The organism is Actinomadura sp. NPDC048032 (genome assembly GCF_040653175.1).
Classification (GTDB): domain Bacteria; phylum Actinomycetota; class Actinomycetes; order Streptosporangiales; family Streptosporangiaceae; genus Spirillospora; species Spirillospora verrucosospora.
The window spans coordinates 1-14,525 of the sequence record NZ_JBEZJP010000179.1 but is presented as its reverse complement, the minus strand read 5'-3'; the positions used below and the strand labels follow the sequence as shown (position 1 = coordinate 14,525).

Here is a 14,525-nt window from a genome sequence, read left to right as displayed (position 1 = left end):
GCTGTGGCCGCCCGTCACGACGGGGATCGGCCGCTGAACAGGCCGGGGATGGGCGTCCACGCCCGCGAAGTCGACGTGGCGGCCGTGGAAGGACGTTCCCGATCAGGTGAGGTCGTACCGGTCGAGGTTCATCACCTTGTCCCACGCGGCGACGAAGTCGAGGACGAACTTCTCGCCCGCGTCGTCGCTCGCGTAGACCTCCGAGACGGCGCGCAGCTCGGAGTTCGCGCCGAACACGAGGTCGGCCCGGCTGCCGGTCCACCTGAGCGCCCCCGAGGCGTCGCGCCCCTCGAAGGTCTCAGAGGTCATCGGGTCCTCGCCCGTGCCCTTCCACACCGTGCCCATGTCGAGCAGGTTCACGAAGAAGTCGTTGGTCAGCGCACCGGGGTTGTCGGTGAGGACGCCGAGCGACGACCCGTCGTAGTTCGCCCCGATGGCGCGCAGGCCGCCGACGAGGACCGTCATCTCCGGCGCGGTCAGCGTGAGCAGGTTCGCCCTGTCGACCAGGAGGAACTCGCCCGGCAGGACGTTGCCCTTCTGGAGGAAGTTGCGGAACCCGTCGTGCGTCGGCTCCATCACCTCGAAGGACTCGACGTCGGTCTCCTCCTGGGAGGCGTCGGTGCGCCCCGGCGTGAAGGGCACCTCGACGTCGTACCCGGCGGCCCTGGCGGCCTCCTCGACCCCGGCGCACCCGCCGAGCACGATCAGGTCCGCGATGGAGATCCGCTTGTTGCCGGTCTGCTCGGCGTTGAACGTCTCCTGGACCTGCTCCAGGGTCCGCAGCACGTTCCGCAGCTCGTCGGGGTTGTTGACCTCCCAGCTGCGCTGCGGCTCCAGCCGGATCCGGGCGCCGTTGGCGCCGCCGCGCTTGTCGGTGCCGCGGAACGACGCGGCCGACGCCCACGCGGTGGTGACGAGCTGGGCGACCGACAGCCCGGAGTCCAGCAGGCGGCGCTTGAGCGCGGCGACGTCCTCGGCGTCGACGAGCTCGTGGTCCACCGCCGGGACCGGGTCCTGCCAGATCAGCCTCTCGGACGGGATCTCGGGGCCGAGGTAGCGGCTGACGGGGCCCATGTCGCGGTGGGTCAGCTTGAACCAGGCGCGGGCGAACGCGTCGGCGAACTCGTCCGGGTTCTCCATGAAGCGCCGCGAGATCGGCTCGTAGATCGGGTCGAAGCGCAGCGACAGGTCGGTCGTCAGCATCATCGGCTGGCGGTTCAGCGTGCCGTCCTCCGGGTCGGGGACGGTGTTGGCCCCCGCGCCGTCCTTCGGCCGCCACTGCTGCGCCCCGGCGGGGCTCTCGGTCAGCTCCCACTCGTACCCGAAGAGGACCTCGAAGAAGGTGTTGTCCCACTTGGTGGGGGTGGGCGTCCAGGTGACCTCGAGGCCGCTGGTGTAGGAGTCGCGGCCCTTGCCGGTGCCGTGCGTGCCCTTCCAGCCGAGGCCCATGTCCTCCAGCGGGGCGGCCTCGGGCTCGGCGCCGATGCTGTCGGCCGGCGCGGCGCCGTGCGTCTTGCCGAAGGTGTGGCCGCCGGCGATCAGCGCGACGGTCTCCTCGTCGTTCATCGCCATGCGGCCGAACGTCTCGCGGATGTCGCGCGCCGCGGCGACCGGGTCCGGGTTGCCGTTCGGGCCCTCCGGGTTGACGTAGATGAGGCCCATCTGGACCGCGGCCAGGGGCTTCTCCAGCTCGCGCTCGCCGCTGTAGCGCTCGTCGTCGAGCCAGGCGGTCTCGGGGCCCCAGAAGACGTCCTCCTCGGCCTCCCAGGCGTCGCGGCGTCCGCCGGCGAAGCCGAAGGTCTTCAGGCCCATCGTCTCCAGGGCGACGTTGCCGGCCAGGATCATCAGGTCGGCCCACGAGATCTTGCGGCCGTACTTCTTCTTGACCGGCCACAGCACGCGGCGGGCCTTGTCGAGGCTCGCGTTGTCCGGCCAGCTGTTGAGGGGCGCGAAGCGCTGCTGGCCCGCGCCGGCGCCGCCGCGGCCGTCGCTGACGCGGTAGGTGCCCGCGCTGTGCCACGCCATGCGGATGATCAGCGGCCCGTAGTTGCCGAAGTCGGCGGGCCACCAGTCCTGGGAGTCCGTGAGGACGTGCGCGATGTCCTGCTTCACGGCGGCGAGGTCGAGGCTCTCGAACGCCTCGGCGTAGTTGAAGTCCTCGCCCAGCGGGTTGGCCATGGGCGGGTTCTTGGCGAGCAGCTTCAGGTTGAGCCGTTCCGGCCACCAGCCGCGGTTGCCGCCCCCCTGGGTCGGGTGGGGAGCGCGCTCGTGCGCGACCGGGCAGCCGCCACCGGCGGCGGCTTCGTTCTTCTCGGACATGTGATTCCTTCCAGGGCGACCGTGGGTGAATCAGGAACTGTGGGCGGTTGAGCAGTCGGGGCAGAGGCCCCAGTAGACGACCTCGGCCTCGTCGATCAGGTAGCCGCGGTCGTCGGAGGCCGTCAGGCAGGGCGCCGCGCCCACGGCGCAGTCGACGTCGGCGATGGCCCCGCACGAACGGCAGACGACGTGGTGGTGGTTGTCCCCGATCCGCGACTCGTAGCGGGCCACGGAACCGGACGGCTGGATGCGCCGCAGCAGGCCCGCCGCCGTCAGCGCGCGCAGCGAGTCGTAGACGGCCTGGTGGGAGACCTTCGGGAGTTCCTCGCGCACGGCGCCGATGACCGACTCGGTGTCGGCGTGCGGGTGCGCGTCGACGGCGCTCAGCACCGCCAGCCGCGGGCGGGTCACGCTCAGGGCGGCCGCACGCAGCATCGCGTGGAAGTCCAAGGAGCTGGCCACGACCCCAGACTGTCCCATTTTCTGGAATCAGTCAAGATATTGAATGAACCATGTTCAGGAAGATCGTTTCTTTACCCGCGACCGGCCGCGCACGGGGGTCCTCGCGAGCCTAGATCCGGCGGCCGGGCCGGTCACCTGGCGAAGTTCGCCGTCGATCGCCGCCGGTTCCGGCGAGAATTGCCGATTTCCAAGATCGCGGGAGCTGGTTCGGTGCGCGAGCTGGGGTGATCCCGGACGCCGGCACGGGGCCCGCACGGCGCCCGCACCAGGGTCTTGCCGACGCCCCGGCCGCTGGCTACCTTGACCCTAAATAGATAGGAAACCTTCCTGTCTAATACGTGAACGATCTCGGGGTTCGGGGGAATCCGCCAGCCTGCCTGAAGCGATGGAGTGAGCCCTTGCGCCCCCGCTCTGCCCTCGGCGTCCTCGCCGCCCTGCTCCTCGTCCTCGCCCTCGCGCCCGGCGCGCACGCCGCCGGCGCCGCCACCGCGACCTTCACCAAGCCCTCCGACTGGGGCTCGGGCTGGGAGGGACGCTTCACCCTCACCAACGGCACCGACACCGCGATCAACGGGTGGCGGGTCGAGTTCGACCTGCCGTCCGGGACGTCCGTCGGCTCCTACTGGGACGCGCTGCTGACGAAGAACGGCCAGCGGAACACGTTCCAGAACCGCGAGTACAACGCCGTCCTGCCGCCCGGAGGGTCCGTCACGTTCGGCTTCCTCGGGAACGGTCCCGGGAGCCCGCAGAACTGCACGTTCAACGGGCGGCCCTGCGCGGGCGGGCCGACCGATCCCCCGGGCGGGCTCGGCGCCCCCGGCACGCCCACGGTCACCGGACGGACCGACACCTCGCTGACGCTGGCCTGGCAGCCCGGAAGCGGGACGCCCACCGGGCACCGCGTCTACGAGGGCCCGGACCTGAAGGCGACGGTCACCGGGACCTCCGCCACGGTCGGCGGGCTCGCCAAGTGCTCGACACACACCTACACGGTCAGGGCCTACGACGACAAGGGCGAGTCGCCGGCCAGCGCGGCCGTCACCGGGACGACCGGCGGGTGCGCGACCGGACCGCTGCCCAAGCACTTCCTGACCGGCTACTGGCACGACTTCGTCAACCCGGCGCAGGAGATCAGGCTCTCGCAGGTCCCGGACCAGTACGACCTGGTCGCCGTGGCCTTCGGCGAGGCGACCGGCCGGTCCGGCGAGGTCTCGTTCCGCGTCGACCCCGAGCTCTCCACGGCCCTCGGCGGCTACACCGACGCGCAGTTCAAGGCCGACATCGCCGGCCTGCATGCCAAGGGCAAGAAGGTCATCCTGTCGGTCGGCGGCGAGAAGGGCGCCATCCGGGTCGCGGACGGCGCGTCCGCGCAGCTCTTCGCCGACTCGGTGTCCGGGCTGATGACGCAGTACGGGTTCGACGGCGTCGACATCGACCTGGAGAACGGCCTCAACCCGACCTTCATGGAGCAGGCGCTGCGGGCGCTGCGCGCCAAGGCCGGCGCCGACCTGATCATCACGATGGCGCCGCAGACGCTCGACATGCAGTCGACCGGCGCGTCGTACTTCCAGCTCGCACTGAAGATCAAGGACATCCTCACCGTCGTCCACATGCAGTACTACAACTCGGGCGCGATGCTCGGCTGCGACCAGAAGGTGTACGGGCAGGGGACGGTCGACTTCATGACCGCGCTGGCCTGCATCCAGCTGGAGAACGGGCTGCGCCCCGACCAGGTGTCGCTCGGGCTCCCGGCCGGGCCCGGCGCGGCGGGCGGCGGGGTCGTGGCCCCGTCGGTCGTCAACAACGCGCTCGACTGCCTCGCCAAGGGGACCGGCTGCGGCACGTTCAAGCCGTCGCGCGCCTACCCCGACATCCGCGGCGCGATGACGTGGTCCGTCAACTGGGACGTCACCAACGGCGGCGGCTTCGCCGGGACCGTCGGCCCGCACCTGGACACCCTGCCGTAGGGAGGCCGCCATGAAGAGGATCTGGGTTGTGGCGGCCATGGTCGCCGGGCTGCTGACCGGGGTCACCGCCCCGGCCCACGCGGACAACATCCTGGCCAACGCCGGGTTCGAGAGCGGTTCGCTCAGCCCTTGGACGTGCGACGGCGGCTCGGTCGTGACGAGCCCGGCACGGACGGGCGGGCACGCGCTCGCGGGCGGGGTGTCGGCCGGGAGCACCGGCCAGTGCACGCAGACCGTGAGCGTGAAGGCGAACACCGCGTACACGCTGTCGGCCTGGGTGCGCGGCAGCTACGTCTACCTCGGCGTGACGGGCGGGACGTCCGCGTGGACGCCGTCCGCCGCCGACTTCACCAAGCTGTCGCTGACGTTCACGACCGGCGCCGACCAGACGTCCGTGCAGATCTACCTGCACGGCTGGTACGGCAACGGCGCGTACTACGCCGACGACGTCGCCCTCGACGGTCCCGGCGGCACGCCGCAGCCGGGCGTCCCGGGCGCGCCCGGCGCCCCGAGGACGGGCGCGGTCACCGACGGCTCGATCGCCCTCCAGTGGGGGGCGTCGTCAGGGACGGTCACCGGCTACCGCGTCTACGAGGGCACCGCGGTCAAGGCCACGGTCACCGGGACGGCCGCCACCGTCTCGGGCCTGGCCGCGTGCAGCTCGCACACCTTCACGGTCGCCGCCTACAACGACGTCGGCGAGTCGGTGAGATCAGGGCCCGTCAGCGCGCGGACCAGCGGCTGCACCGACACCGGGCTGCCCAGGCACGCGCTCGTCGGCTACCTGCACGCGAGCTTCGCCAACGGCTCCGGCTACGTGCGGATGGCGGACGTCCCGGACGCGTGGGACATCATCGACCTCGCGTTCGGCGAGCCGACGTCGCCCACCTCCGGCGACATCCGGTTCACCCGCTGCCCGGCGAGCGAGTGCGCGAACGTGGAGAGCGACGAGGAGTTCGTCGCCGCGATCCGCGCGAAGCAGGCGCAGGGCAAGAAGGTGCTGATCTCGATCGGCGGCCAGAACGGGCAGGTGCAGCTCACGACGGCGGCCGCGCGGGACGCGTTCGTCCGGTCGGTGTCGGCCATCATCGACAGGTACGGGCTGGACGGCCTCGACGTCGACTTCGAGGGCCACTCGCTCTACCTGAACGCGGGCGACACCGACTTCCGCAACCCGACCACCCCGGTCATCGTCAACCTGATCTCGGCGCTGAAGTCGCTGAAGGCGAAGTACGGGGCGAAGTTCGTCCTGACGATGGCGCCCGAGACGTTCTTCGTGCAGGTCGGGCACCAGTTCTACGGCGGCGCGGGCGGCGGCGACAACCGGACGGGCGCGTACCTGCCGGTGATCGACGCGATGCGGGACGACCTGACCGTCCTGCACGTCCAGGACTACAACTCCGGGCCGGTGACGGGCCTGGACGGCCAGTACCACACCATGGGCGGCGCCGACTTCCACATCGCGATGACCGACATGGTGAAGGCCGGGTTCCCGGTCGCGAACACCGGCCGCACGTTCCCCGGGCTGCGCCCCGACCAGATCGCGGTCGGCCTGCCCGCCGCGGTCAGCGCCGGCAACGGGCACACGCCGCCCGCCCAGGTGCAGCAGGCCGTGAACTGCCTGGTCAAGGGGCAGAACTGCGGGTCCTACACGCTCCGCGGCGGGACGTCCCCCGACCTGCGCGGCCTGATGACGTGGTCGATCAACTGGGACCGCTACTACGGCTGGGAGTTCATGAACAGCCACGAGCCCTTCCTGAACGGCCTGCCCTGAGCCGCCCTCCCCGACCGGCCTTCCGGACCGGCCTCCCCTGACCCGCCCCCCGCCTCCTTCACCGGACCCCACCCCCACCGGAAGGAAACCCATGCGATCGACCCGCAGGAAGGCCGCCGTGGCGGCGGCCGCGGTGCCGGCCGCGTCCGCGCTGGCCGTGCTCGGCACGGCGACGGCCGCGAGCGCGCACGGCACGATGTCCGATCCGCCCAGCCGCGTGTACGTGTGCAACCAGGAGGGCCCCGAGAGCCCCAAGTCGGAGGCGTGCAAGGCGGCCGTCGCGGCCAGCGGCGCGCAGGCCTTCTACGACTGGAACGAGGTGTCGCTGCTGGACGCGGGCGGGCGGCACCGGGAGATCATCCCGGACGGGCAGCTGTGCAGCGCCGGACGGGCCAAGTACCGGGGCCTGGACCTCCGGCGCGCGGACTGGCCCGCCAAGCCGATGAGGGCGGGCCAGCAGACGATCACCTACCGCGCGTCCGCGCCGCACGGGGACAGCAACTTCGAGTTCTACCTCACCCGCGAAGGCTGGGACCCGACACAACCGCTGCGCTGGGGCGACCTCGTCCCGCTGGCGAGCTTCACGCACCAGAACCCGTCCGAGTACACCAACTGGACGCTGAACATCCCGCCGCGGACGGGCCGCCACATCCTGTACTCGATCTGGCAGCGGGTGCTGGGAAGCCAGGAGGCGTTCTACACCTGCTCCGACGTCGACTTCGGCGGGACGAACAACCCGACCCCGACCCCGACTCCCACTCCGACCCCCACGCCCACCGAGACGCCGACGCCCACGCCGACTCCCACGCCGACCGGGACGCCGGGCGGGACGTGGAAGGCGGGGACGGCCTACGCCGCGGGCGACCGGGTGACCTACGGCGGCGCGACCTACGCGTGCCGCCAGGCGCACACGGCGATCGCCGGCTGGGAGCCCCCGACCACGGCCGCGCTCTGGCAGCCGGTCTGACGAGCCCGCGACGATGAGGCGCGGCCTGACGACGTCCGGCTCGCTGGCGCTTGTCGCCGCGTGCGTCGTCCTGCTCGCGGTCCAGTGCGGGGCCGGCGGCGGTCCGCCGTCGCCGGTCCCCGTGCAGGCGCGCGGCGGGACCGGATTCAACTCCACCGACGTCATGTTCCTGCAGATGATGGTCCCGCATCAGGGCCAGGGCGTGAAGCTGGCCCGGACGGCCCGCGGGCGTGCCGTCCGCCCCGAGGTCGCGACTCTGGCAGCGGCGATCGAGACGACGCAGCTCGCCGAGATCAGGGACATGGCGGGACGCCTGAGGGCCTGGCACCGGCCGCCGACGGCGGACCCGCACTCCCACGAGCACGACCTGCACGGCGGAATGCCCGAGACCACCGACGCCGAGCTGGAGGCGCTGGCGAGGACGCCGCCGGACCGGTTCGAGCACGCCTTCCTCGACCTGCTGATCGCCCACCAGGACGACGCCGTCCAGCTGGCGCGGCTGGAAACCGGCAGGGGCGAGGACGCCTGGACGAGGCGGCTCGCGCGGCGCGTCGACAGCTCACGCTCTGCCGAGATCGACCGGATGCTGGCGCTCCTCGGTTCCCCGACCCCGAAGAACCACCCCCAGAAGTAGGTGTTCGCGCATGCGCAGATTAATCGGAATCCTTGTCGCCTTCGTGGTCGTGGCGGCGCTGGCCGCCGCGCCCGCGCAGGCGGCCGACCGGCTGACGGCGACGTTCAGCCTGTCCGGCACGACGGGCAAGTACGTGGTCGGCAACCCCGGGACGGCCGACGTCAGCGGCTGGAAGCTCGTCTTCGAGCTGCCCGCGGGGGTGACGGCGAGCAACCCGCAGAACGCCGCGCTGTCGCAGAACGGCACGAAGGTGACGCTGACCCCGGCGTTCTACATCAACACCGTCAAGGCGGGCGGGACCACCGAGCCCTACAGCCCGACGTTCACGCTCAGCTCCGCCGCCCAGCCGACGAGCTGCACGCTGAACGGCGCGAACTGCGACGGGACGGGGGAACCGCCGCCCGCGCCGGCCGGGATCACCGCGGAGTACACGGTCAGCGGGACCCAGGCCAAGTTCGTCGTCGCGAACCACACCAGCGCGTCGATCAGCAACTGGTCGGTCGTGTTCGACCTGCCGGCGGGCGTGACCGCGAGCGGCGCCGACAACGGGACGGTCAGCCAGAGCGGCACCACGGTCACCCTCACCCCCGTCTACTACAACTCCACGATCGGGGCCGGGCGGACGACCGAGCCCTACAGCCCGACGTTCACCGTCAGCAGGTCCGGCGCCGAGCCGACGAGCTGCCGCGTCAACGACGTCAACTGCGACGGCGCCGCCGACGTGCCGCCGGGCGCGCCCGGCGGCCTGAAGTCCACGGTCAGGACGACCAGGACCGTGTCGCTGGCCTGGGACGCGGCGAAGGCGGGCAGCCTGCCGGTCACCGCGTACGAGGTCTACAACGGGTCGGCTCTCGCGACCACCGTCCCCGAGACGAACGCCACGGTCACCGGCCTCACCCCGAACACCGAGTACACGTTCACGGTGAAGGCCCGCGACCGGAAGGGGAACCTGTCCCCCGCCAGCGCGCCCGTCACCGTCAGGACCAACGACCCGGCGGCGGACACGCAGGCGCCGTCCGTCCCGACCGGGCTGCAGAGCACCGGCAAGGATTCCGCCAGCGTGAAGCTCGCGTGGACGGCCTCGACCGACAACACCGGCGTCGCGAACTACGACGTGCTGGTGGACGGGAAGGTCGCCACGACCGTGGCCGGCACCAGCGCCACGGTCGCGGGGCTGTCGCCGTCCACCGAGTACGCGTTCGCCGTCCGGGCGCGCGACCTGTACGACAACGTGTCGGCGGCGAGCGCGGCGGTGAAGGTGAAGACCGACGACGTGGTCAGCGGCGGCTACGCGCGCGTCGGCTACTTCGTCCAGTGGGGCATCTACGGCCGCCAGTACTTCGTGAAGAACCTGGACACCACCGGCAACGCGGCCCGCCTCACCCACATCAACTACGCGTTCGCGAACGTCGACCCGGTCAACCTGACGTGCCTCCAGGGCGTCACGAAGGGCACCACGGCCGACCCGCAGGACCCGAGCCAGGGCGACGGAGCGGGCGACGCCGAGGCCGACTACGGGCGCCCGTTCAGCGCCGCCCAGTCGGTGGACGGCGTCGCCGACACGGGCTGGGAGAAGCTGCGCGGCAACTACAACCAGCTGAAGAAGCTCAAGGCCAAGTACCCGAAGCTGAAGGTGCTGATCTCGATCGGCGGCTGGACGTACTCCAAGTACTTCTCCGACGTCGCCAGGACCGACGCGTCCCGCAGGAAGTTCGCCGCGTCCTGCATCGACACCTACATCAAGGGCAACCTGCCCGACTACAACGGCGCGGGCGGTCCGGGCACGGCCGCCGGGATCTTCGACGGCATCGACCTCGACTGGGAGTGGCCGGGCGCCGAGGGCCACGCGGGCAACCACGTCAGCCCGGACGACAAGCACAACAACACGCTGCTCATCGCCGAGTTCCGCCGCCAGCTCGACGAGCTGACGAAGTCGACCGGCAAGCGCTACCTGCTGTCGGCGTTCACCCCCGCCGACCCCGCGAAGATCGACGCGGGCTGGGAGCTGGCGGAGGTCGCCAAGTCCATGGACATCTTCAACGTCCAGGGCTACGACTTCCACGGCGCGGGCAGCGACAACTCCTGGGAGCCCAACCGGACGGGCCACCAGGGCAACCTCTACGCCGACACCGACGACCCGTACCCGTTCCACTTCAGCGTCGAGAACGCGGTCAAGCCGTACCTGGACGCCGGGGTGAACCCGCGCAAGCTCACGCTCGGCCTCGCCTACTACGGCCGCGGCTGGCAGAACGTGACCGACGGCGGCAAGAGCGGCGAATGGCAGGCCGCCAAGGGCGCGGCGCCCGGGCAGTTCCAGGAGGAGGCCGGGACGCGCGGCTACAGCAACCTGATCGCCAGCGTGCCCAACTGCCGGGTCGTCCACGACGAGCAGGCGGTGGCGACGTCCTGCTACACCGGCGACAACGGCCAGTGGTGGACGTTCGACGACGCCTGGTCGATCCAGAAGAAGACCGCCTGGCTGCGGAGCAAGAACCTGCTCGGCGCCATGATCTGGGAGATGTCCGGCGACCCGGGCGTCCTGACCAAGGCCCTCGACGACGGCCTGAAATGAGCGGGCCCGAGATGACGGCCTGAGATGACGGCCTGAGCCCGTCCCGTCCCCGATCCCAGGGCCGGCGTCGCTGCCCGCTCGCGGCGCCGGCCCTGTTCCATGCCCGGACGCCATCCCCGGGGCCTCCCTCTCCGGTCCGGAAGCCGGCGGTCCCGCGTGCGTCTGGCGCGTAGACGGGGATCACGCGGGGCCGCCGGTGTCTCCGGGGCGCACTCCGAATCCTAGACGCTTATTGGCGCTGCGACAATAAGCTCACCAGCGGTCGAGGTGGAGGATCTCCTCCAGCGGGACCCGCGGGGCCGGGCGGAAGGTGTCGCCGGTGTAGTAGGCGGTCGGGATGAGCGCGCCCTGGCGGACGTCCTCGGGAAGGCCGAGCAGTTCGGCGACCTCCCGCTCGTAGACCAGGTGCAGGGACGTCCAGGCGGTGCCGAGTCCTCGGGCGCGCGCCGCGAGGGCGTAGTTCCAGACGGCGGGCAGTAGCGAGCCCCACAGGCCCGCCTGGTTGCCCTCCGGCAGCCGTCCGCCGGGCACGCGCAGGCACGGGATCAGCAGGACCGGCACGTCGCCCATGCGGTCGGCCAGGTGGGCGGCGCTCTCCCCGACGCGGCGCTGCACCTCGGCCCGCTCCGGGTCCCCCTCGTACTGCGCGCCGCCGGCGCCGCCCGCCTGCGCGTAGGCGGCGAACGCCCGCCGGTAGTGCTCGCCGATCGCCGCGCGGGTCCCGGGGTCGGTGACGACGATCCACTGCCAGCCCTGCCGGTTGCTGCCGCTCGGCGCCTGCACGGCGATCTCCAGGCACTCGCGGACCAGCTCCATGGGGACGGGGCGGTCGAGGTCGAGGCGCTTGCGCACGGTGCGCGTCGTGGTGAGCAGCTCGTCCGGGCTCAGCGGCAGCGTGGTCTTACCCTGGTCGGTCGTCATGCCACCATCGTCCCCCGGCGGCCCCGGGTTACCCGGGAGGGCCGCCGTCAGCCGGTGTCGACGACCGGGTTGAGGAAGACGTCCTTCGCCTCCCGCGGGGTGAGGTCCGTGCGGCCGGTGAGGTCGTTGCGCGCGTCGGTGAACCGGAACCGGTAGCCGCCGGGCGGCAGGTGCCCGATCTCCCACCAGTTGCCGTCGAGGTCCTTGAGGTAGAAGGAGTAGACGCCGTGCTGGCGGACGGGCTTGTTGAGCTCCCTGACCCCGTACTCCTCGCCGGTCTCCGCTATCGCGCGGTAGGCCTCGTCCACCTCCTCGTCGCTGCCCACGTCGATCCCGTTGTGGTAGAGCAGCGGCATGTCGGGGCGGTCCGGCCTGGACTCCACGCACACGTAGGTGTGGTCGCCGCCGAGCCGGACGTAGAGGACCGCCGTCATCGGCTGGACGACCTCCAGGCCGAGCACCTCCTCGTAGAAGCGCCGCGTCGCCGCCACATCAGTGATCTTCAGCGTGCCGTGCGAAAGGAAACGCGACTTGATCGCGGGTTTCCTGGTCGAGCGATGCGTGATTCCCGGCATTTCCCCTCCGATCCGCCGCATTCAGTGCGGCGAGCGAGAAACCTTTCTCGTCCATTTCACGGCAGATATTCGATTAAGGGAAGGCCTGAGCTGGATGGTGGAGATGATGCGAGAGCTACTAGTCTGTCGGAATGCTTCCCGCTTTGGGTGTTTCCCCCGTATCGTCCAGGCTTGGGTGGCTCGATGCGCTGCGGGGGGCCGCGGCCCTGGCGGTGGCGCTGCACCACGCGAGCTACGTGTATCTGCCCGACCTGCGGGTGCGCCTCGCCGACTGGTTCGACCCCGGCCTGTTCGGCGTCCTGGTGTTCTTCCTGGTCAGCGGGTACATCGTGCCCGCCTCGCTGGAGCGGCGCGGCAGCGTGCGCGGGTTCTGGGTCGGCCGGTTCTTCCGCATCTACCCGCTGCTGGCGGTGACGTGCCTCCTCGCCGTCCTGCCTTTCCTGCTGGGCGTGCTCGGGCTCCGGGCGGGGCTCGAGCAGTACTCCCCCGCGACCGCCGTCCTCGCGCACATGACGATGCTGCAGGACGTCCTCAACGTCCCGAACGCGATGAACGTGCTGTGGACGCTCTCCTACGAGATGGCCTTCTACCTGCTGGTCGTCGCCCTGTTCGTCGTCGGCGGGCACCGCCGCTCGGCGCCGGCCGCCGTGGTCCTCACCGTCGTCGCGCTGGCGGCGGTCGCGCTGACCGCCTGCGGCCTGCTGACCGGCGCGTACGCCCCCGCCGCCCTGCTGTCGCGCACCGCGGGGACGGTCCCGGTGGTCGCGGTGACGGTGGCCGCCCTGGCGGTGGCGATCCCGGCGGCGTCGTCCCGGCGTCCCGCGCCGCGCGTCGCGGGCGGGCTGCTCGGCGGGCTGCTCGCCCTCGCGCTGGTCGCGGTCAACGGCCGCCTCGGCGCGTGGGAGGGCCTGCTCATGCTGGCGGCCATGTTCACGGGCACCGCCGTGCACCGCGCCGAGCACGGCCAGATCTCCCGGCGCGCGGCCGGAGCGACGGGCGCGGCGGTCCTGACGGGCGCGCTCGCCGCCGGGACGTGGAGCGCGGCCCCCTACGGCCGCAACGCCCAGCTCGTGTGGTGCGGCGCGGTCCTGGCGGCGTCCGCGACGTTCGCGGCGGGCTGGCGGCTGCGGAACCGGAGCTTCCCCGCCTGGGCGACCGGTCTCGGCACCATCAGCTTCTCGGTGTACCTGCTGCATCCGCTGCTGCTCATGGTGGCCGCGCAATTCCTCGGCGCTTCCGGACGCGAGGACGCGGCCGGCCTCGCGCTGTTCCTTCTCGTCCTGGTGGCGGCGAGCTGGGCCTCGCAGCGCTGGATCGAGGCGCCCGCGCAAAGGCTGGGACGGCGCCTGGCCCGCTCGCGCACTCCGGACGCGCGGCGGGAACAGCACGCCCTCGCCTCCTGATCGGCTCACTTAATAGCGTGCAGTGATTTATGGCGCTCTGTCACCATGGCGCGGTGAACATCTGGCTTGAGGCATTGGTCGTCCGGAACACGCATCGCATTCCCGCGCCGTCCGGCCCGTCCGGAGAAGGGGCGACGGTGGCGCGGCAGTTCGACGCCGCCCTGATGTCGGTCGGCTTCAAGCTCTCCGCGGACGTCCTGCGCGCGCTGTCGGGGCTGTCGGAGCAGACCGTCCGGAGCGTCGCGGTGCGCACGCTCGCCACCGTCCGCGAGATGGCGGGCGACCACGTCCGGCACAACTCCTACTTCCGCGACTTCCCCCGCAACGTGCCCGACACCCTGGACTTCTGGCTCGGGCTCCTCCACGAGACGCTTCAGGACGCCGCGCTCGCCCCGGCGGCGCGCGGCGCCCTGCGAGACGGCGTTCTCGACCTGCTCACCCTCAAGGGCTACGGCCGCTACCAGCACACCTACGAGGAGATGCTGGCGGCGCAGGACGAGCTGGTCACCGCCGCGGGCGACCGGGTCACCGTCCTGCACCTCGGGCGGGCCCTCGCAGAGGAGGCCGCGGAGCTGTACCTGCGGCTCGCCGAGAGCACCACGCCGCTGGGCGAGGAGGACCTGGAGACCCTGGAGAAGCTGGCCGCGCACCACGCCTCCGGCCCCCATCCCGAGCGGATCCCCGTCCGGGAGAACCGCGCCGTGATCAACCGGGTCCGCCTGGCGCTGGGCGCCGGCCTGCTCGTCGACACGGTCACCGACGTGCTGCGCCTGGCGTGCGCGCTGTCGGACGGCGACGTGACCCTCCAGGAGCCCACGCGGTTCGTCTCGATGCCGCGCCCACGCCGTCTGGACGCTCGGCGGCGACGGGGGCACCACGGAACCGCCCGGCGACACCGTCTTCACCGACGACCTCGAATCGGGCACCGGCT

10 protein-coding genes and 1 pseudogene are annotated in these 14,525 nt (G+C 71.6%); 7 read left to right on the top strand and 4 right to left on the bottom strand.

Annotated elements, in window-relative coordinates:
- Nucleotides 1-102: 102 nt before the first annotated feature.
- Both katG and AB0C69_RS22760 read right to left on the bottom strand, forming a co-directional pair.
- A complete protein-coding gene (gene katG, locus AB0C69_RS22765) occupies nt 103-2,319 on the bottom strand; it encodes a catalase/peroxidase HPI (protein WP_353833065.1) in 2,217 nt (738 codons plus the stop codon).
- Nucleotides 2,320-2,349: 30 nt separating this feature from the next.
- Nucleotides 2,350-2,781: a Fur family transcriptional regulator gene (locus AB0C69_RS22760; RefSeq protein ID WP_360356612.1), complete on the bottom strand. Its 432-nt coding sequence runs from the start codon at nt 2,779-2,781 to the stop codon at nt 2,350-2,352.
- A 398-nt stretch (nt 2,782-3,179) separates the two neighbouring features.
- Here AB0C69_RS22760 and AB0C69_RS22755 point away from each other — a divergent pair, with 398 nt between their 5' ends.
- From AB0C69_RS22755 to AB0C69_RS22735, 5 genes are all read left to right on the top strand, one after another.
- A complete protein-coding gene (locus AB0C69_RS22755) occupies nt 3,180-4,748 on the top strand; it encodes a cellulose binding domain-containing protein (protein WP_360356610.1) in 1,569 nt (522 codons plus the stop codon).
- A gap of 10 nt (nt 4,749-4,758) precedes the next feature.
- Nucleotides 4,759-6,522, top strand: a complete 1,764-nt coding sequence (locus tag AB0C69_RS22750; protein WP_360356608.1) for a glycoside hydrolase family 18 protein — start codon at nt 4,759-4,761, stop codon at nt 6,520-6,522.
- A 91-nt stretch (nt 6,523-6,613) separates the two neighbouring features.
- Entirely contained in the window at nt 6,614-7,489 is an 876-nt protein-coding gene (locus tag AB0C69_RS22745) for a lytic polysaccharide monooxygenase (RefSeq protein WP_345179490.1), read from the top strand.
- Nucleotides 7,490-7,502: 13 nt separating this feature from the next.
- Nucleotides 7,503-8,123: a DUF305 domain-containing protein gene (locus AB0C69_RS22740; protein ID WP_360356605.1), complete on the top strand. Its 621-nt coding sequence runs from the start codon at nt 7,503-7,505 to the stop codon at nt 8,121-8,123.
- A 10-nt stretch (nt 8,124-8,133) separates the two neighbouring features.
- Nucleotides 8,134-10,695 (top strand): glycosyl hydrolase family 18 protein, encoded by a 2,562-nt coding sequence (locus AB0C69_RS22735; protein ID WP_360356601.1) that lies wholly within the window; start codon nt 8,134-8,136, stop codon nt 10,693-10,695.
- 252 nt (nt 10,696-10,947) lie between these two features.
- Here AB0C69_RS22735 and AB0C69_RS22730 read toward each other — a convergent pair whose 3' ends face one another.
- Entirely contained in the window at nt 10,948-11,616 is a 669-nt protein-coding gene (locus tag AB0C69_RS22730; RefSeq protein WP_345179494.1) for a nitroreductase family protein, read from the bottom strand.
- A 47-nt stretch (nt 11,617-11,663) separates the two neighbouring features.
- Entirely contained in the window at nt 11,664-12,191 is a 528-nt protein-coding gene (locus AB0C69_RS22725; RefSeq protein WP_360356598.1) for a VOC family protein, read from the bottom strand.
- Nucleotides 12,192-12,322: 131 nt separating this feature from the next.
- Here AB0C69_RS22725 and AB0C69_RS22720 point away from each other — a divergent pair, with 131 nt between their 5' ends.
- Nucleotides 12,323-13,594: an acyltransferase gene (locus tag AB0C69_RS22720; protein ID WP_360356596.1), complete on the top strand. Its 1,272-nt coding sequence runs from the start codon at nt 12,323-12,325 to the stop codon at nt 13,592-13,594.
- A 53-nt stretch (nt 13,595-13,647) separates the two neighbouring features.
- A pseudogene (locus AB0C69_RS22715) lies at nt 13,648-14,525 on the top strand (hypothetical protein); the annotation flags it as partial.